Raw genomic sequence first — 20,322 nt, 5'->3', positions numbered from 1 at the left:
CGTTTCCATCTGCCAAGGTGTAGCGCTTGCGTGGGTGAGTTTCATAATCGGCTGTAATAATTGGAAAAATTTATGCTAGCTAAACGTATTATTCCTTGCCTCGACGTTGATAATGGTCGTGTGGTCAAGGGTGTTCAGTTCCTTGATATTCGTGATGCGGGCGACCCGGTCGAAGTGGCGCGTCGCTATAATGAACAAGGTGCCGATGAAATTACTTTCCTTGATATTACCGCTACACATCATGGACGTGACACGACTTATCGTACTGTAGAGCGTATGGCCGAATCTGTATTCGTACCGTTAACTGTAGGTGGTGGTGTCCGTAAAGTTGAAGATATCCGTTTACTGTTAAATGCTGGCGCGGATAAAGTCAGCATTAACTCAGCAGCTATTTATAATCCTGAATTCGTCCAGGAGGCTTCTCAGCGTTTTGGTGCACAATGTATCGTAGTGGCTATTGATGCCAAGAAAACCGGCGAGAATAAATGGGAAATCTTTACTCACGGTGGCCGCAAGGAAACGGGTATTGATGCGATTGAATGGGCCGTGAAAATGGCGGACTACGGCGCCGGTGAACTGTTAGTGACCTCAATGGATGCTGATGGTACTAAAGCGGGCTATGACCTGGCACTCATGCGTACCATTAATGACCGCGTTAACATTCCAACAATTGCTTCTGGTGGTGTCGGCAACCTGCAACATCTGGCGGACGGGATTTTAAAAGGGGGCGCAGATGCTGTACTTGCAGCCTCAATCTTCCACTTCGGCCAGCATACCATTCCAGAAGCAAAAGCCTATCTGGCAGCGCAAGGCATTGAAATGCGTCTTTAAAAATTTTTAGAGACAAGATCTGAAAAAGGCATGTTAATCATGCCTTTTTTATTACTTGAAAATTTAAGCACATGAATTAGGGACAAAAAAAAGGAGTCTTGCGACTCCCTATAAAACCAAGAATAGACTACAGCGCTTGGTGTCAACATAACCAGTAAAATCTAACCATAACTCAAGTATTCATAACAGCCTGTCAGCGTTAGGCTATATCGCTGACAGGTGTAAATATAGGTCAAAAAACACCCCGAATATTGACAATTTAAGCAGGATTTATTGACAAATCACGACAAAAATAGCGTGCAAATGCATTTTATTTCCTTGTCTAAAACTTCTAAGTTTCTTTTAAGGGTTTAAAGCTCTATTTTTTCTCAACCCATTTGGCTGGAAAGATCTGCTGAATACTGCTGCTCAGGGCTTGAGAAACCGGTTTGGGTAGATAGATGCCGAGTGGATTTTGTTCCTGTAATTCAGGCGATGAAATCACCCGTGTCCCCATGACGTAGTCGAACCATGGCCGGGTCACACACCAGTTGGCATCCTGATTACTATTCATATGATGGTCATAATGCCAGGGAATTTTTCGCTTGGCCCATTCTGGTTCCAGATGTGCCCGACGATGCACATAATAATAATTGCAGGCACTATAAAGCACTGCGAGCGACATTCCTTTTGAAACCGGATAAAAGGTCAGACCAAATACACTGGCAACAACAACCAGAGATCCAATTTCATTACGGGTACGCCAGTTCTGCCAGCCTTCTACATAGCCATGATCAGAGAATGCCGTCTTACGCACTTCCCGATGATGCTCCCAGTGTGAACGCATGCTCTGCGGTACTGGACTGTAGCGAGCCTGCCCTTTGCGAGGTATACCATGCAGAATATATTTATGCGCAAACCATTCAAAACCATTGGCAATTACCAGTCCTGCCAGAAAACCTTTTAGCATCGTCTGTCCCTCCTTTTTATTTACTATAGGTGAGCTAAAAGGCTAGATATTGACCACAAAATTCAATATGATTGACAAAACACGACAAAAAAGAATTAAAAAATGCACAGCATACAGGACGATGCAGGCACGGTTTATGGAGGTCTGGGACATTTGTTGCTGGAGTTCTATCTATCCAAACAACTCCCCATTCCAGAAAAACTACTCGCTATACAGGACGTTGAACGCTTTGAATTTGTCATCTGGCGTGAGTTGCTCATGCAATTACAGCAAAAGTTGCAGACTCCTGCCTTAGGCCTGGAAATTGCTAATTTCGTACAACCCCGACATCTGGGCATTATTGCCTATCTGGCCCTGTCCTGTGAAACCTTGGGCGAAGCCATGATGCGCTATCATGACTATCATCGTCTGGTCTATGACGGCAGTCCTTTAGAAGTCCGTGTCGAAAATGACTACCTGTCAATTGCCTGGGTCGATGTGCCTCTAAATCTGGCGACTCAATTGACTGATGAAGTCGCCATGGCATTGATGCTGAAATTTGTACGTTCGCTGATGGCTACCGATGATATTCACTTACATGAAGTCCATTTCCGCCAGCCGACCAACAAGTATCTCAATCTGTATGAACAGTACTTCCGTTGCAAGGTTCGTTTTGATCAGCCAAAGAGTGTGATTTTTATGCATGTTTCTGAACTGGCAAAACCATTACGTCAAGGTGACCAGACGCTACAGAAGCTGTTAAAACAACAGGCAGAAGCCTTATTGGAAAAACTGCCGAATACTTCACAGATAGATCATCGGATTCAGCAGGCGATCCTGACCGGACTACAAAAAAACATGTTTCAGATTGAGCATATTGCCCGTCAGTTACACTGGTCGGTTCGGCAGTTACAGCGTCATTTGCAAAAACAGGGCAAGACCTATCAGCAGCGAATGCAGGAAATCCGTTTTATGCTAGCCCAGCAATATTTGACCGATGAAAATCTAAGCCTGCACGAGATTTCCCTGTTATTGGGTTATTCAGAACAAAGTGCCTTCCAGCGTGCCTTTAAGCAGTGGACCCGTCAGACGCCGCAACAGTGGCGCTCAGACTATCTGAAAAACAAAACACAGGAGAAATTTTTAGATTATCCGATGCAGGCCAATCTCAATACCCAATATCAAATTTAGATTTTTGAATAAAAATAATAAAGATAATTCGAGAGAAATAAACTTTTAAACCTGAATAAAAAAGCTCATAGTTATCCTGAGCTTTTTCTGTTTCGCATGGAAGAGTCATGAAATTTTAAAAAATGACCCATTATAAAAATGGATTATCAATTTCCTGAGCGTCATCACGCTGGATCTTGTCAGGCAGATCCGGGGTATTTTCCAGTTGCTGCACCACATCATTGAGCAGCGCCTGCAAGGCCTTGGCTGCTTTCAGCCCGGCCTGATCCTTGGTTAACTGCAAGTTTCCATAAAGGCTGACACAGTCCACATCATTTTCAATGGTCAGGTCATGAATCGCATGTGATTCGGTGCCGTTTTCATAAGGTTTAAACATTTTTTTCTGTCGCTTCCTTGTTGTTTTTTAATTGTACCGGACAGATTTATGCTACCTGAATCCTGTCTGGCACAACAGAATTATTTCAAAAGCTGTAAAATGAACTGTAGCACTGCTTCCAGCAACTGCTTGATCAATGCACCTTGCGGATCATTATTGTCTGCTGCGTCACTAGTGGAGCCCTCAGATGTTGAAGTATTCCCGCTCACAGACGTACGACCTCCACCAGAACGTTTGAATTCCTCTTGTAATGCTTCCAGGTCACTCTTGGATACATCTTCGGCGCACTGGCTTTCTGCATCCCAGTTTGCATAGGTGATAGGCTTATTGGCCTTCACCTCGCTGGCTTTCAAAGGCAGCTTATAGGTATTACGTTTCTGTTCTTCAGTCAGTTGCGGGAAAATGTTGATATTAACCAGTTCCTCTAGGGCACAGACGCTGATGATCTGGACTTTTGGTGCCGGATTTTTCAGGTTGTTATCCACATAATACACCCCGGCTGCACCAGTTTTCGGCATATATACCGCTTTATAGGTCGCATTTGGTACGATTACACCTTTGCCAATCGTCTCCAGCTTTTTCGCGCTATAAACCGGTCCCGTAACCACATAGACATCCTGTTTCTGTTTGGTCACCACCGCACGAGTGGCTTCTTCCAGTTCACGCCACGCTTGCTGATTGTTCTTCGGGGCTTGCGGTACCATATTGGCTAAGGAGAAACTGTCAAACTGTGCCTGCTTGGTTGGCATATCGGCATTTGGCGCCATATGTCCACGGTCATAGCCAGTACCGCGGTAATCTGCCAGAGTTGCACGATGCGCTGAACTGACACGTTCTTCCTCATGGAAGCTGTCTTCACGCGGAATCTTTTGACTCAGGCGAGATGGCGTCAATAGTTCTGCCACCCATAATGGTGTTTTGGAGACACCAGAGTACATGACATTAAAGCCGTTAAAGCACAGTGCATAGCTGTTCTTTTTTAAGCTATCCTTCATTAAGTAAGGTGGCACATCCCGGTAAAACTGATCCAGACAGGCAGAATTTGATGGTGAAGACAGCGATACCCACTGGCTGATTTTTTCTTGACCAAAGGCAATCGCAAAACTACCCGATGCCACCACACCCAGGATAATTTTTACAGTATTTTCGTTAAGGAACTGAAAGACAGGATTTTTTTTGGTACGTTGCTTCTTGGCCATGATTACAGCTACTTTAGAACATCTACAGCGGGTGTTGCCGAGCTTAACAAGCCCTGTAAGCCATGTATATCACGACTTTTCTAATCGATTAACAAATAAGCAATATGTAAATAAACATCCATTAAGTATGTAACAGCCTGTCGGTTTTTTACGGATACTTAGACTAGATTTCAACCCATTTATGTAGCTTTCCTTGCTGCCCAGTCTTTAATTATGCAATTGTAAGAACCTCTAATTCCTCGAAGAAATATACGAAGGAGCATTGTGATGTTATCGCTGAAGAAAAACTCCCATACTTGCAAAATTCATTATTCAAAGTTACTGGCTCTAGGTGTATTTACCAGTGTAATGAGCCTTAGTGCATTGGCTGAACCACGGGTACAGCCGGGCGAAACATTAGAAAGCCTGTCCAAGGCACGAATTAGCACCACTGTAAACGGTCAGAATGCTTCTCTGGAAAATTTGGTCAATTCTGGTCAGATTCGTTTAGTGCAGCCAAGTCAGGCACCTGCTATGCAAAGTAATCCGTCGTCTGGCATGCAATCTGGTCAGCCGGGCATGTTTCAGGCTCCGGGTATGATGCGCCATTCTCAAGATCCTACCATGATGCGACAAGATGCAACTCCAGGCATGCAGCAACCCAACGATCCCCGTACTCTGCCTGAAATGCAGCAACATTCCCCGATGACACCAGCAGGCTCTACTGCTCCAGGTGTAACTACTCCATAACGGGTTTGAAAACAGATATTAAAAAACCAGAGCTAAACTCTGGTTTTTTTTTATTTTGAATATTGTTGCTAGATTTCGATCTGGCTACCAAGTTCCACCACCCGGTTAGTTGGAATCTGATAGAAATCACTCACCGGACTGGTATTACGTTGCATTGAGATAAACAGTTTTTCACGCCATGGTGACATGCCTTCTCCGATTGCATGAATTACCCGGTCACGAGAGATAAAGAAACTGATCTGCATCAGATCATAATCAAAGCCCCATTCCGTGTAGGCTTGCTTGACCGCCCGTGGAATATCAGGCTGATCCTTGAAACCGAAGTAGGCATAAATCCTATAAAAATGCTCATTCAGCTTTTCAACTTCTACCCGATCTTCCTCTCCCACAAAGGGAATATCCCGGGTAATCACCGTAACCATGATATTACGTTGATGCAGTACCTTGTTATGCTTGATGTTATGCAGCATGGCATGTGGCACTACATCCGGAGTTCCGGTCAGGAAAATGGCATCACCCGGCACAAACTGGGTCCCGCCACCGGTAGACACACTCTTGATAAATAACTCAATTGGCAAAGTATTTTGCTGCATACGTTTGAGTAACAGTTCGCGGCCATCTTTCCAGGTCATGAGTATCGTAAACAGTACGGCACCCAGCATGATTGGCACCCAGCCACCGGAATAGATTTTTAGTGAAGTAGATGCGACAAAAATCAGATCAAGCGCCAGAAAAGGAGCCGCGAATAATACTACTTTCCAGATTGGCCAGCGCCAGAAACCATAAGCTAAAATGGAGATCAAGATCGTGCCACAGAGCATGGTCATGGTTACTGCCACCCCATAGGCGCTGGCAAGTCTCGCACTGTTCTCAAATAACAAAATCAGAATCACGACTGAAATAAACAGCATCCAGTTAATAAATGGCAGATAAATCTGACCACGTTCTTCAGCTGAAGTGTGTTTCACGCTCAAACGTGGTAAATAACGTAGCTGAATTGCCTGATTGACCATCGAGAATACCCCGGTAATCACGGCTTGTGAGGCAATGACCGCAGCAGCCGTTGCCAGACCAATCATTGGATACAGGCTCCATTCCGGCAGCAGCATATAGAATGGATTAGCCAAAGCTTCTGGACTGCGTAGCAGAAGCGCACCCTGCCCTGCATAATTGAGTAACAGACATGGCAAGACAATAATGAACCAGGCCAGACGAATTGGCAGGCGACCAAAATGTCCCATATCTGCATAAATCGCTTCGCCTCCGGTCATGGTCAGAATCACTGCGCCCATGGTCAGGAAAGCCACATAAGGTTGATCTACCACAAAATGATAAGCCCAACAAGGGTTGATCATATGCAGGACCGTCGGCGTCTGGATGATACTCCATAAACCAAAGCCACCAATCGACAGGAACCACAGTAAAGTCAGTGGACCAAAAAATTTACCCATGGTCCCGGTACCATGACGCTGTACCAGAAACAGACCGGCAATGATTCCGATGGATAAGGGCTCCAGCCATTTATTAAACACTGGCGTAGCAATACTCAATCCTTCAATGGCAGAGAGTACAGAAATCGCAGGTGTAATAATCCCGTCACCAAAGAATAATGAAGCACCAATAAAGCCTAAAGCAATCAGGTAAATCTTTTTCTTATCCGAGATTAGTGTAGTTCGCAGGTTGAGGGCCAGCAGTGACATGATGCCGCCCTCACCATTGTTGTCAGCACGCATGATGATGGTGACGTATTTAAAACTCACCGTCAGCATGATGCACCAGAAGATCAGGGAGAGAATGCCCAGTACCGAGGCTTCGCTGATGGCAAGATGTGAGGTCAGGAAACATTGGCGTAGTGCATAAAGAGGACTGGTACCAATATCACCAAAAACGACCCCAAGCGCAGCCAGCGTAATGACTGGTAAAGCTGCTTTTTGTGCAGTACTTTGCATATATTGTCTTCGTTTTAGAAAGCATTTTTGCGAATCATAGCACTGCCTCCAAACTTTTTCTGCAAATCAATTGTTTCAAGCTTGGCAGACTGGTTTTTTTTCTATATCATCCACCGCCATGGTGAAGTGTCCGAGTGGCTGAAGGAGCACGCCTGGAAAGTGTGTATACGTTAATAGCGTATCGAGGGTTCGAATCCCTCTTTCACCGCCAAATATCATTCCCACGATGTCTTATGGGATCTTAAAAGACTTAAACCACAAGGGTTTAGGTCTTTTTTTTGTCTTATGCTATCTCACAACATCTATTGAAATCCTGTTCCAGTTGGGGGTATAACTAGGGGTACATATTTATACCCCCAATTTTTATACCCCCATTTTCTGCGGAACTTCAAAATGCTTACAGATGCAAAAGTACGAAAGCTTAAGCCTTCAGATAAAAAAACTCGTTATTCCGATGAGAAAGGTATGTACTTAGAAGTCACGCCATCGGGCGGTATGTATTGGCGAATGAAGTTCCGCTTTAGCGGTAAAGAAAATATTTTCAGCATCGGAACCTATCCTGAAACCTCACTGGCTCAAGCAAGAAGAATTCGAGATGAAGCGCGGTTAAAGCTAAAAGATGGGGTTAATCCCAACGAAGCGAAGAAACAAAAGAAACAGCAAGCCGCTGAAAATACGCTTTTCAAAGCACTTGCTATGGAATGGATGGAAGACCGTAAAGCGGTTATTAAAGAAAATACCTATTTACGTGACTTATCTGTCTTTGAAAAAGACCTGTTCCCTACTTTAGGCAATATGCCTATTGATCAGATCAAAGGTAAAGATGTGCTTGCCTGTGCCAAAAAAATCGAAGAACGAGGCGCACAGGAAATGGCGAAACGTTCCATACCTTTAGCAGGTCGTATTTTTCGTTTTGCGATTCGTAAGGGTCTAATCGAGAATGATCCGACTCCCCATCTTCACGAAGCATTGAAACCTCGTAAAGTGAAGCATATGGCACGATTGGATATTTCTGAGTTCCCACCCTTCCTTGAACGAATGGATCGCTATCATGGCAACCCAATGATCAAAACTGCAATTCAGCTGATGACCTTAACTTTTGTACGCACAGCTGAACTTAGAATGATGGAGTGGAATGAGATTGATTTTGATACTCACTTATGGAGAATTCCAGCTGAAAAAATGAAAATGGCTCAACCTCACATCGTTCCATTATCCAGGCAGGCAATTGAATTAATTGAAGGATTACGGCCTCTCACAGGTAACAAGGAATACGTTTTTTATAACCACAGTACTGCTAAACCTATGAGCAGTAATGCGCTTTTATGCGTGATCCGCACGATGGGCTATAATGGTAAAATGACTGGTCATGGATTCCGTGGGCTTGCATCAACGACACTTCATGAGCAAGGCTATATGCATGATGCCATTGAAATTCAGTTAGCACATCGAGTTGGTAATGCCGTATCTCAAGCTTATAACCATGCTCAACACTTAGAATATCGAATCAAGATGATGCAAGAATGGTCTGATTTTATTGATAGTTTGAGAAATAAAATTGTGCCTTTTCCGAAGCAAAAGATAGGGTAAATAGTCTATGCAATAGGCTAAATTTTGGGCTATTTTGCAACGATGATATTTTTCTCTTCAAAACTTCTAAAAGTTTCTATGGTAGGCTTTTTTTTTTGACATATTAGATTTTTGATGTGGGGAAATATTACATTTGAGACTATTTAAAAATTTTATACATCTATAAAAACTATTGATGGCTACAAGCTGATCATTTTATTTAATGAGAATTATTATTATCTTTTTGTATCTTTACTGAGCAATATTCCTTGTTAAACAAAATAAATTCAATGATTTAGTGTTGTTTTTCTAGGTTCTTTTATGGAATTGAAATAGTAAATGATAATAATTATCATTAGTTCTATTTTAACTACAAACTCCCTTGTACTTAAGATGTGTTTCAGGCCTAAAACATTTCGAAAAACAAATTAACTCTTTTGAAAGAGGATATCGACAGATGCATTCACTTGCTAATCGGTTGGCGTTACAACATTTCGTCAATGCATATACGCAAGAAACTGGCAAAGGTCACTTGCTTCATAAAAGTCAGCAATCTCTTCAACTACAGACGTTTAGCCAAGGTTTGACGCTGTTATCAATACCGATTACCTCTATTCAAGCACGTTGCTTTTTCCCTTTATCTTATGTGAGCTGTGTTGGGCGACATCGCTTAGCAGATCTTCCGCAAATTATCATCGATGAAAAAATTAAGGTATTTAGTCCTGTAGCAATTGTTGGGTTGTTGCTAGAAGAACTTGTTCAAGAAGCCGCTGTTCATCTAGATGCTGCTTCATTAGTTGAAAAATGGATTCAAAGTCGAGATGCGCTACAACAGTTTTTACAAAATCGTGAATATGAATTTGATGATTTAGTAAAAGCAGGGCAAAGCTTTATTGAAACAGAGCAAGCTTTGATTTTAGGGCATAGTATGCATCCCGTGCCAAAAAGTAGGACAGGCTTTGTTCATGAAGATTGGTTAAACTTTTCCCCTGAAAATAAAGGTAAGACTCAACTTCATTATTGGCTAGTGCACCAAGATTATATTGCAGAAGGTAGTGCGACTGATGAACCTATTTCAGCGCAATTAAAAACCGCGTTACAGTGGTATTTATCTGAAAATGATCTCAACTTATTAAAGACACATGTGGAATATAAGTTACTTCCTTTACATCCATGGCAAGCGCGTTATTTACAAGGCAAAGCTTGGTTTGAACGATTAAAGCAAACAGGGCAACTGATTGATTTGGGCTTGCGTGGTTGGCAATTCTCTCCAACCACTTCCATACGCACATTAGCGAGCTTCAATGCACCTTGGATGGTGAAGCCGTCACTTTCAGTGATGATTACCAATTCTATTCGAGTCAATTTGGCCAAAGAATGTCATCGTGGTGAATTGACACATCGTCTGTGGCATAGTGAGTTTGGGCAAAATATTCTTAAACAGTGTCCAAGTCTAAAAGCAGTCAATGATCCAGCTTGGATCGCTTTAAAAATCGATGATGAAGTGATCAATGACAGTATTTGTATTTTCCGAGATCAACCATTCCATCCACAACAACAAGTCACGTGTATCGCATCTTTGTGCCAAGATCATCCGATTAAGCCTTTAAATCGTTTTAATGCCTTATTTGCAAAAATTGCGAAAGCGCATCCTGATGCTGAACTTTCTGAGATTGCTTCAGATTGGTTTAATCGTTTCCTCGAAGTCAGTTTGCAGCCTTTGATGTATCTATACCATCGTTATGGTATGGCATTTGAGTCACATCAGCAAAATGTGTTGTTGGAACTGGAAAATCATTTCCCAAAAACTTTATGGTTACGTGATAACCAAGGTTTTTATTATATTGAAGAATTTGCCACTGAAATTCTGCAAGCACTGCCTGAACTGAAAGAAAAAGCCTTTGCGGTAGGTCCGAAAAATTTTGTTGATGAACGTTTTAGTTATTATTTCTTTGGCAATACTTTGTTCGGGATTATTAATGCCATCGGTGCAACAGGCTATATCACTGAAGATGAATTGTTAGCGCATCTAACTGGATTTTTAGAAGAGCAATTACAGCAATATCCTGAGAGTACCTTAATACAAGGACTACTGTTCAATTCAACGCTGCCTTATAAAGGCAACTTGCTGACACGTTTGCATGAATTAGACGAGTTGATCGCACCTGTAGAAAATCAATCTGTTTACGTGCAACTGCCAAATCCGCTGCGTATTTCACAGAAGGATATCAGTTATGCTTGATTTTATTGGAGTTGGTTTAGGGCCTTTTAATTTAAGTCTTGCTAGTTTGCTACAAAACAAAAGCTCACTCAATTACGTGTTTTTTGAGCAAAAGGCGCAATTCGATTGGCATGCAGGTATGCAACTACCTAATACGGTATTACAAGTGCCATTCATGGCAGATTTGGTCTCGATGGTTGATCCAACCAGTCCATTTAGTTTTTTGAATTATCTGCGTCATCAGCAACGTTTGTATAAGTTTTACTTTTTAGAGCAGCCACATATTCCACGTTGTGAATACAACCACTATTGCCAATGGGTTGCAGAACAACTCGATTGTATCCAATATCAATCTCGTGTCTTGAAGATTGAACCTCAAGCGATTGGTTTTAAGGTAGTCGTTGAATCAAACGGTGTTCAGCAAAGTTATTTATGCCGTCATTTGGTGGTTGGTAGTGGCAATGTGCCTTATTTGCCTGAATGTTTGGCAAAAATTCAGAAAATCCGTCCACAACAATGTCTGCATTCAGCACAGTATATGACGCATGCAGATACAGATTTACATGGCGATGTTGTTGTACTAGGTTCAGGGCAATCCGCAGCTGAAGTGTTTATCGACTTGTTTGACGAACAGCAAGACATCGACAATCATCAGTTTGATTTGCATTGGTTTACTCGTTCTCAAGGTTTCTTCCCGATGGAGTATGCGCCATTAGGTTTGGAACATTTTAGTCCAGATTATGCACAGCATTTTTATGATTTGACTGCGCAGCAAAAGGAACAGCAGTTAAAGCAACAAGCCTTGTTATACAAGGGAATTAGTGCAAAAACCATTCGGGAAATTTATCAAAGACTTTATCACCGCAGTATTGCAGGTCAAAGCTTACAGACACATTTACATAGTCAATGTGATTTGAAAGATGCAGAAGCATTGGATACACAAAAAATCCGACTGCATTTCCAGCATCGTGCTACAGCTCAGTCTTTTCATCTCGACTGTGATTTTCTTGTAGCCGCGACGGGTTATTTCACGCCTGATTTTGGTTTTATGCAGTTGCTCAAGCCATACATCGAGTTTGATCATAAACAGCGTTGGCAGATTACAGACGACTATCGTGTTGTACATCGGCTGAATGGTCATATTTTTGTTCAAAATCAGGAAATGCATAGTCATGGTGTCGGCACACCTGATTTAGGTCTTGGTGCTTATCGTGCAGCAAAGATCATTAATCAATTGCTTGCTGAGCCTCTTTATGAATTAGGCAATCAAGCGCAGACATTCCAACACTTTAATCTCTCTCAAAATCCAAAAATTTGTATGGCAGATGACAAAGCACAATCAAACGAGTGCCTTTGCGAAAATTCTCCCAATAAAAACCATTCAATTTTCAAGAAAACAGAACAGAACGTGATGACGGCGCATCCTAATCGTCGTGGTGCAAACACACATACACAAACTGCTTCTCTACATTCAACATATGAGAAACTGATATGAACTTTGCAACTTTAAAAATTAATCAGCAGCAATGGCGTGCCGCAGGACAACGTCTTATTGAAATGGCGATTGCAGAGTTTCTATACGAAGAAATTATTGAAGTTAAAGCATTGTCAGCAGGGCGTTATCGTTTAGATTTAGGCAATCGTCAGTATGAGTTTCAAGGAAATCAATATCTACTCGGACACTGGAATATTCAGGAAGCTTCGGTACGTGATGTGACTCATAGTCAGGAAAATGATCAACCTGCTTGGAACTTACATGAGTTTATTGTCGCAATGTCTGACAGTTCTAATGTTAAGCCATTTACCAAAGCGTATTTGATCAAAGAAATGAATAATACTTGGCTGGCAGAAGCACATTTGTTCAATGAAACACGTTTGCCAAGTATAGCGGTTTTGACAGAGCCACATTACAAAGTTGAAGGCATGCTACGTGGTCATCCTTGGCTCATCATGAGTAAAGGGCGTATGGGTTTTGGTTATGATGATTATTTAAGCGCTGCACCAGAGCTTTCACCTGAAGTTAAAGTGTTGTGGTTAGCCGTACATCGTGATTTAGCAGAGTATCGAAGTACTGAAGATTGGAGTGCCTGCGGTTTATATCAACATGAATTTGATGCCAATGAACTACAGCAGTTCATCAATATTCTCCAAGAAAAAAACCTAGATCCACAAAATTACTTTTTGATTCCCGTACATGCTTGGCAATGGCATCAATGGCTTGTTCCGACTTATGCCAATGAGATTGTGGATCAGAAAATTATTGAGTTAAATATCAGCCAAGATAGCTATGTGCCGATGCAATCAATCCGCACATTATGCAATACGTCAAACCTACAACGCCATTACATTAAGTTGCCTGTCAGTATTTTTAATACCGCTGTTTATCGTGGATTACCCTCAAAGCGTAATCTAGCAGCTCCAGCAGTGACCGCATGGTTAAAAAGAATTCATCAACAAGATCAAGACTTACAAAATACAGGTGTGATTTTCTTAGGTGAAGTTGCGACTTTAACTATCCATCAGCCGTGTTTTGACCGCATTGACGGTGCACCGTATCAATTTAAAGAGCTGTTCGGTTGTTTATGGCGTGAAAGTGTTGATCGTTATGTTGATCCATCTCATCAAGTGTTATCTCAAGCAGCATTGTTACACCGTGATATTTCAGGTCAATCGATCCTGAGCGTGTTGATCCAAGCATCAGGTTTAAGTCCTTTGGATTGGTTAGCACAATTTGCTCAAGTAAGCATGAGTCCATTATTACTTTGCTTATATCGTTATGGTTTAGCATTTTCACCACACGGTGAGAACACAATGTTGGTACATGAAAATGGTGTGCCGAAAGCCATGGTATTAAAAGATTTCATTGATGACATCAATTTAGTGGATGAGGATTTTCCTGAGTTAGCTCAGTTACCATCTGAAGCAGATTTATTACTCCGTCATGAAGCGACTGATCTAAGCCATTTTATTTTCACAGGTCTGTTCATGGTGCATTACCGCTATATCTGTAATGTGTTCTTGCAAGACTATCCTGAATATTCTGAGCTTGATTTCTGGCAGACCATTTCCAACACGATTGTTGAATTTAACCAAAAACACCCAGAACTGGCTGAGCGCGCTGACAAATTTGCCATGTTACGTCCTAACTACACCAAAATTTGCCTAAACCGTGTGCGTTTATTTACCACAAGTTATAACGATGAAGCAGAGCGTCCTGTTCCTGTCTTTCTTGATCCCATTGCAAATCCAGTTAGCCCAGAAACATTGAAAACATGGGCACAACAACCTCGCCAAGCGAAAGTGGGCTAATTTTATTCGTCATTTTATAGGTTCGATATGAAAACAATCTCTCAGCAATTACCAGATTATTTTGAATACTTTGAAGATGGTACACAGTACTACTTACGACAAGTGAAATATCCGCAGGATATTCCTTTATTGCACAAATGGATGCATGAACCACATGTGATTCCACAGTGGCAGCTAAATAAATCGGAACTGGAGTTACAAGTTTACTTCGACAAAATGCTTGCAGATGACCATCACCGTTTATTGATCGTCGGAATTGATGGCAAAGATGTGGGCTATACCGAAATTTATGAGGGTAAACGAGATCGTTTAGGCCGTTATTACGATGGTGATGACAATGATCTCGGTTGGCATTTGCTATTTGGTGACAAATCAGTGTTTGGTAAAGGTTTTTTACGCCCAACTATTCGTTTACTCAGCTTCTATATTTTTGAGCACTCTAAAGCGAAAAAAATTGTGGGTGAGCCAGATCATACCGTTAAACCTTATGCAGCTGTGGTGGCAGAGCTTTGCTATGAAAGTCAACGTTTAATACCGATGCCTGAAAAAACTGCAATGTTGTATTACTGCTTTAGAGAAACTTTTTATCACAAGTTTGGGGAATATTACCAAACATCACAACAACAGCTAGCAGATCGGCCAGCCAAACTCCTGAGTGTTACATGAGCTTATATATCAATGAAATGCATATTTTAGACATGCGCTTTGCGGCGAATGTCTCTGTTGCAGAATTTGAACAATGGTTAGCACGGATTCAGCACTATTTCGAACATAAGCAAAATTTCGTGTTGATCATGCAAACCGATGTAAATACTGAATTTCCTGAAGAATATAGAGCAATCCAAGGCAAATGGTATAAGCAATATAAACAAGATTTTTACCAATATTGCTTGGGTTTTGCTCGTATTGCTCAAGATGAAGAAGATCGTATTCGATTGGATACACCAGCTCTGCACAAAGCTTGGCATGTTCCATATTTTGTGAGCGTAGATAAAGCTGAAGCCACACAATGGGCTTTGCAGAGGTATTTATGAATCAAAATTCATTAAATATTCAGAAAGTCTCAGCCTTGAGCCTGAGTGTCGTGGTGGTTTTATATCTCGCGCATGCCTTACCACTGTATTTTTATAATGTGGCCTTACCTGCGATTCTGCGTCATCAAGGTGTAGATTTACGATGGATTGGCATGTTGTCGCTACTTTATATTCCTTGGGCATTCAAATTCTTTTGGGCGCCTTTAATTGATCGTTTCTACTTAAAAAAACTAGGAAAGCGTAAGACTTGGTTGCTATTTACACAAATTGCACTGGTGCTAGGTGTTGTTGCTTTGGCATTAACACAGTTTGATTATGGCCTCGGTGTATTTGTCATTGTTGGTTTATGGATTTCAACTTTTGCAGCAACTCAAGATATTGCCATTGATGGCTATACCGTCGAAACCTTTTCAGAGTCTGAATATCGCTTAGGAAGCATGGCACAAAGCATCGGCGTTGCGCTCGGTAGTATGGTGGGTGGAGCAGCAACTTTATGGCTTTACCAGCTTTATGGCTGGCAAACTGCATTGATTTCCTTAGCCGCTATGACGGCACTGACCATGTTGGCTATTTTCCAAATTAAAGAAAAATCAAGTACAGAGAAAATCTCAAAACAGCCGCCAAGTTTGATCCGTGCATTTAAACGTCCAGAAATGTTATGGGCTTTAGCTTTGATCGTGTGTTATCGCTTCGTTGAAGCACCTGCAATGGCAATGCTGAATCCGATGCTAATTGATCAAAAGTGGTCTTTGGCAGAGATTGGAGTGTTGATGTCTGTGATCGGTGCGGGTATTGGATTATTAGCCGCTGTTTCAGCTGCATTTTTATTAAAAAAAATAGCCGCAACACAATTACTGATCTGGGCAGGCTGGGCACGTACTTTGATTTATGCCTTGTTGGGTGCAGCTGTTCTACTCAGTTGGTTTGATCAATGGCACAGATTACTTGGTGTATTTGTAGTTGTCATTCTTGCAATTCGTTATATCGCGATGACGGCGTTATATGCACATTTCATGCAGACCAGCTCTAAAGATCAAGCAGGAACGGATTTTACGATTTTGGTCTGTTTTGAATTATTGGTTTATTTCATTGGTGGTGCGATGTCAGGTTTCTTAGCTAAAGCGTTTGGCTATGGAAATTTTTATTTAATTCTCGCCGCTGCATCCATTTTAAGCGTTTTACTCAGTCAAGTTTTGATTTCTAAAGCAAAACAATCGAAACAACTTATCTAGGGGCTAATTATGAAAGTTCATACACTTTCGACAACACTAACACTTCTAAGCTTGGCAGTAAGTGCCCAGCTTTATGCTCAAACAACTGAGATCGATACCACGATTCAAAATAATGTTGCAGCAGAAGTCCAAAAACCAACACAACTTGCGCCAATTGTTGTAACAGCAACTCGTTCAGCACAAAGTATCGCTGAAATTGCAGGGACTGTTTACAGTATTAGCCAAGAAGATATTGCCAAACAAGCTGCTGCTGGTAAAAGTACCGCAGATATTTTAGGACTGTTGGTTCCATCTTTAACACCAAGTTCAGGTACGACCAGTAACTATGGGATGACCATGCGTGGTCGTACAGTGCAATATATGATTGATGGTGTTCCGCAAACGGGCTCACGCGATAGTTCACGTCAGCTAAATAGTATTAGCCCAGACATGATTGAACGTGTTGAAGTCGTGTCAGGTGCAAGTAGTATTTATGGTGCAGGTGCTACTGGTGGGATCATCAATATCATCACCAAAAGAGGTTCGGGTGATGGTGTAAATTTTGAAACCAAACTCGGTGTTACTTCTGGTGATAATTTCAAAAGTGATGCTTTAGCTTATGAAGCGTTTCAGTCTGCATCATTTAACCAAGGGGATTGGAGTGGTTTCTTAGGTGCGAGCTATACACAACGCGGTGAAATTCAAGATAGTCGCGGTGATCGTGTAGGTCCAGAAGTTGCACAAACAGATCGTCAAGATACTGAAACTGTAGATGTGAATGGTCGTTTAAGCTGGCAGTTGGCAGATAAGCAAAAATTAAGTATCGGTGCGCAATACTATAATGATGAGCAAGACAGTGAATATGGCGCTGATTATGGTCCAGGCTTATCTGTTTTACTTCGAGGGGCAAAACCTAGTCAAAAAGCTGTAAAAGGTTTAGAGCTTGATACTCAACCACGTACTAAGCGCAGTGCAGTAAATGCTCAATATGAAAATCAGGATTTTCTTGGTCAGACTTTAAATGCAGAGGCTTATTATCGTACTGAAAAAGGACGATTCTTCCCAAGTGCAAATTACTTAGCACATGCTGAACATCCACAAAAAGGGATGTTTATTGTTACCCAATCAGAAACAGATATTGATGTTTTTGGTGCTCGTTTAGCACTTCAAAGTAAGCTCAATCTGGCAGAACGTCCATTAAATCTAACTTATGGTGTGGATTACGATAAGGAAAATGGCAAACAAACAGCACAACTTTATGATCTAAATACTTTTATGAGTAGTAATGGTCTAAAGTTTAAGCCTTTAAATAATTATGCTTTTGGTCCTGAGGTAGATACTGAAAAGCTTGGTTTCTTCTTACAAAGTCAATTTGAAGCAACTGATCGCTTAAATCTACAAGCAGGTATTCGTCATGAGCGCATCGATAGTGATGTTAAAGACTCAGTTCCATATTCTGAAGCAATGGTTGCCGATTTCGTTCCAACATACCAAGCTAAAACCTTAAAAGGTGGTTCAGTTAAGCATGATGCAACACTCTTTAATGTAGGCGCACTTTATCATTTAACTGATGCACAACAGGTGTTTGCAAATTTCTCGCAAGGTGCAAATTTACCTGATGTACAACGTATGCTAAGAGATGTCCCTGCAAACTTTGTCGTAAGTAACCAAACAATTGATCCAATCAAAGTAAATAGTTTTGAGCTGGGCTGGCGTCTACAAGATGATGCGTTAAGCACAGGGATCACTGCGTTCTATAACAAATCTGATAAGTCATTGAAATTTGGTCCTCCAAGTTTTGCAATTGAAGTTATTGATACAGATGAACGCGTGTATGGTATTGAAGGTAATGTCAAATATACCGTTTCAGATGATTGGAATGTAGGTGGGACTTTAGCTTATACACGTGGTCAGTTCAAAAACTCAAATGGTAAATGGCAAGAGTTAGATGCAATTCGTGTAGCACCTTTGAAAGCAACGGTTTATTCAGACTGGCAATTCAATGATGGTTTAGGTTTACGAGTACAAGCTTTGGCTATTGATGGTACGGATGAAGCACGTAAAGATGCGATTGCGAATGGTAGTACTCGTCCTCCAGCAGAAATCAAAGGTTTTGCAGTGATGGATGTGATTGCCAATGCAAAAGCAGGTCCAGGAACTTTAGGTTTTGGTGTATATAACGTGTGGAATACGGACTATAAGTCTGTTTATAGCCAAGCAGTTTCAACGGTTTACGGCGATATTTCGAGCTTGGCTGCTCAAGGTCGTACCTATGGTTTGAGCTACACTCTCAAGTACTAATCTTATCCAGAAGGCATCTTTTAGATGCCTTTTCTTTTGATGAATACTACCTATGCAACAAAATTTTAAATTATTGGCTTGGGCAACTCTAGCCAACGGTACTTGTTTTTCAATGATTTTACCTTTACTTGCCCCATTAATTCGTGAGCTTGGCTTAACAGAAGTACAGGGCGGAGTAATTGTTTCAGCGGGTGCAATTTGTATGGCGATTGCATCTATTCTGATTGCCAGAGGGGAAAAAATACAGACTCCTTATCAATTAATGAATTATGGTTTCTTGGGCATGACCATTACTTGGGCTATATTTACAGCGATTCTTTATTGGGGAATACAACAAACATTACCCGTAATGATAGTTTTTGCTTTGTTGGTGATTAGTCGAGCAAGTACTGGTGGTTTTATGGCTATGCCACAAATAGGTCTACAAAGTTATGTCATGCAACATGTCACAGAGGAACAACAACGCAGTCAAAAAATGGCAATGTATGGTGCGATGAATAGTTTAGGTATGATCGTCGGCCCATTTCTAACTTCAGTGTTATTGTTCGGTGGAATTTTATTGCCAATGTGGATTGCAGTTATTTTATTGGTGATTTTTAGTTTGATTATCACAATGTATTTTAAACATGATGAGGGTAAACAAAACACAATATTGGATCAAAAACAGCCTGTAAAAATAGAGCATTCATTTTCATTAAAACCAGCTATTCCTTGGCTTATTTTAGGATTTACTACCTATATGGCTATCGTGACGCTCAATATGACGGCAGGTTTTTATATTCAAGACCATTTTCATTTAAGCTCACAACAAAGTGCGATTTATTTTTCCCAATGTATGCTCATTGTTGGTTTTAGCTTAGTGATTACTCAGATCCTGATTGTAAAAGTACTTCATTTAAAACTGAAAGCTTTGGTATTGGTGGGTACGTTTAGCATGGTTATTGGACTCATCCTATCTTTAAGTGCAATCCATATTTGGATGTTTCAAATAAGTTATTTATTTTATGGGGTCGGAGTGGCAAGCCTTTTGCCTGCATTTACCACAGGGGCGGCTCAATCTGTTACGCAAGCTGCTCAAGTCAAAATGGCAAGTATTTGTACAGCTACTCAAGCGATTGGTCACATTGTGGCGCCTTTACTGAGCACTTTTCTATATCAGTTCGGCATTCACTTACCTTTTTATTTACTCTTAATATTGATGGTCACAGTGGCGGTCTACTTGTTGATCATATCCTATTCAAATCAGAATACGATGATAAGCAATAAGGTTAACTCCTAAATCAAATATGCTTGAAAGACAGAGAATATTAAATTTTTATGATTGCAGTCTCGTAAGGCTTTGTTGCACAAACCTATCTGTAAAGGCTTTTTCAGCGATATAATTTTCAAATGAAGAAGCCTACACACAAAATCTACCGCACAACCAATTGGACCGCATATAACCGAGCACTCATTAATCGCGGAAATATTGCCC

At 41.2% G+C, this 20,322-nt stretch carries 16 protein-coding genes and 1 tRNA gene; 13 read left to right on the top strand and 4 right to left on the bottom strand.

Annotation, left to right across the window (positions count from 1 at the left end; genetic code table 11):
• The first annotated feature begins 72 nt into the window (after positions 1–72).
• Positions 73–831 carry an imidazole glycerol phosphate synthase subunit HisF gene (gene hisF / locus C8322_RS00945; protein ID WP_004813648.1) on the top strand — a complete coding sequence of 253 codons (759 nt, stop codon included), beginning with the start codon at positions 73–75 and terminating at the stop codon, positions 829–831.
• A 358-nt stretch (positions 832–1,189) separates the two neighbouring features.
• On the opposite strand, the gene C8322_RS00940 is transcribed toward hisF, so the two are convergent.
• The gene (locus C8322_RS00940; protein WP_008302507.1) at positions 1,190–1,780 is read right to left on the bottom strand and encodes a sterol desaturase family protein; all 591 of its coding nucleotides are present in this window, start codon (positions 1,778–1,780) and stop codon (positions 1,190–1,192) included.
• 102 nt (positions 1,781–1,882) lie between these two features.
• Between C8322_RS00940 and C8322_RS00935 the strand changes: the two genes are divergently transcribed.
• Positions 1,883–2,950, top strand: coding sequence for an AraC family transcriptional regulator (locus C8322_RS00935; RefSeq protein ID WP_103800187.1), 1,068 nt, complete (start codon positions 1,883–1,885; stop codon positions 2,948–2,950).
• A 130-nt stretch (positions 2,951–3,080) separates the two neighbouring features.
• Here C8322_RS00935 and C8322_RS00930 read toward each other — a convergent pair whose 3' ends face one another.
• Together C8322_RS00930 and C8322_RS00925 are read right to left on the bottom strand one after the other, a co-directional pair.
• Complete coding sequence (locus C8322_RS00930; protein ID WP_004813651.1) at positions 3,081–3,326, bottom strand: hypothetical protein; 246 nt, start codon at positions 3,324–3,326, stop codon at positions 3,081–3,083.
• A gap of 80 nt (positions 3,327–3,406) precedes the next feature.
• Positions 3,407–4,525: a DNA/RNA non-specific endonuclease gene (locus C8322_RS00925; RefSeq protein WP_076752921.1), complete on the bottom strand. Its 1,119-nt coding sequence runs from the start codon at positions 4,523–4,525 to the stop codon at positions 3,407–3,409.
• A gap of 267 nt (positions 4,526–4,792) precedes the next feature.
• Here C8322_RS00925 and C8322_RS00920 point away from each other — a divergent pair, with 267 nt between their 5' ends.
• Positions 4,793–5,254: a hypothetical protein gene (locus C8322_RS00920; protein ID WP_111810284.1), complete on the top strand. Its 462-nt coding sequence runs from the start codon at positions 4,793–4,795 to the stop codon at positions 5,252–5,254.
• A gap of 68 nt (positions 5,255–5,322) precedes the next feature.
• Here the strand turns inward: C8322_RS00920 and C8322_RS00915 are convergent, their stop codons facing one another.
• Positions 5,323–7,203, bottom strand: a complete 1,881-nt coding sequence (locus C8322_RS00915) for a potassium transporter Kup (RefSeq protein ID WP_111810283.1) — start codon at positions 7,201–7,203, stop codon at positions 5,323–5,325.
• A 120-nt stretch (positions 7,204–7,323) separates the two neighbouring features.
• Between C8322_RS00915 and C8322_RS00910 the strand changes: the two genes are divergently transcribed.
• The 10 genes from C8322_RS00910 (at position 7,324) to actD (ending at position 20,127) form a co-directional block, all read left to right on the top strand.
• Positions 7,324–7,414: transfer RNA gene (locus tag C8322_RS00910), tRNA-Ser, on the top strand.
• A gap of 182 nt (positions 7,415–7,596) precedes the next feature.
• The gene (locus tag C8322_RS00905) at positions 7,597–8,793 is read left to right on the top strand and encodes a tyrosine-type recombinase/integrase (RefSeq protein ID WP_111810282.1); all 1,197 of its coding nucleotides are present in this window, start codon (positions 7,597–7,599) and stop codon (positions 8,791–8,793) included.
• A gap of 436 nt (positions 8,794–9,229) precedes the next feature.
• On the top strand, positions 9,230–11,014 hold the full coding sequence (gene acbA / locus C8322_RS00900) for an acinetoferrin biosynthesis protein AcbA (protein WP_111810281.1): 1,785 nt from the start codon (positions 9,230–9,232) through the stop codon (positions 11,012–11,014).
• Positions 11,007–12,488 (top strand): acinetoferrin biosynthesis monooxygenase AcbB, encoded by a 1,482-nt coding sequence (gene acbB, locus C8322_RS00895; protein WP_111810280.1) that lies wholly within the window; start codon positions 11,007–11,009, stop codon positions 12,486–12,488. The genes acbA and acbB overlap by 8 nt, the downstream gene beginning before the upstream one ends.
• On the top strand, positions 12,485–14,302 hold the full coding sequence (gene acbC / locus C8322_RS00890) for an acinetoferrin biosynthesis protein AcbC (RefSeq protein WP_086044537.1): 1,818 nt from the start codon (positions 12,485–12,487) through the stop codon (positions 14,300–14,302). The genes acbB and acbC overlap by 4 nt, the downstream gene beginning before the upstream one ends.
• Positions 14,303–14,329: 27 nt before the next feature.
• Positions 14,330–14,968 (top strand): acinetoferrin biosynthesis acetyltransferase AcbD, encoded by a 639-nt coding sequence (gene acbD / locus C8322_RS00885; protein ID WP_086044538.1) that lies wholly within the window; start codon positions 14,330–14,332, stop codon positions 14,966–14,968.
• Complete coding sequence (locus C8322_RS00880) at positions 14,965–15,336, top strand: hypothetical protein (RefSeq protein ID WP_004961737.1); 372 nt, start codon at positions 14,965–14,967, stop codon at positions 15,334–15,336. Before acbD ends, C8322_RS00880 begins: the two co-directional genes overlap by 4 nt.
• Positions 15,333–16,568, top strand: coding sequence for a putative ferric acinetoferrin MFS transporter permease subunit ActC (gene actC, locus C8322_RS00875; protein ID WP_004814643.1), 1,236 nt, complete (start codon positions 15,333–15,335; stop codon positions 16,566–16,568). The genes C8322_RS00880 and actC overlap by 4 nt, the downstream gene beginning before the upstream one ends.
• Before the next feature lie 9 nt (positions 16,569–16,577).
• Positions 16,578–18,848: a TonB-dependent receptor gene (locus C8322_RS00870; protein ID WP_111810279.1), complete on the top strand. Its 2,271-nt coding sequence runs from the start codon at positions 16,578–16,580 to the stop codon at positions 18,846–18,848.
• A gap of 52 nt (positions 18,849–18,900) precedes the next feature.
• Positions 18,901–20,127, top strand: coding sequence for a putative acinetoferrin export transporter ActD (gene actD / locus C8322_RS00865; protein WP_004781038.1), 1,227 nt, complete (start codon positions 18,901–18,903; stop codon positions 20,125–20,127).
• The last annotated feature ends 195 nt before the right edge of the window (positions 20,128–20,322 follow it).

Origin of the sequence: Acinetobacter sp. SM1B, from assembly GCF_003289665.1 — a bacterium.
Lineage (GTDB): Bacteria > Pseudomonadota > Gammaproteobacteria > Pseudomonadales > Moraxellaceae > Acinetobacter > Acinetobacter schindleri.
This window is presented reverse-complemented; position numbering and strand designations above follow the sequence as displayed.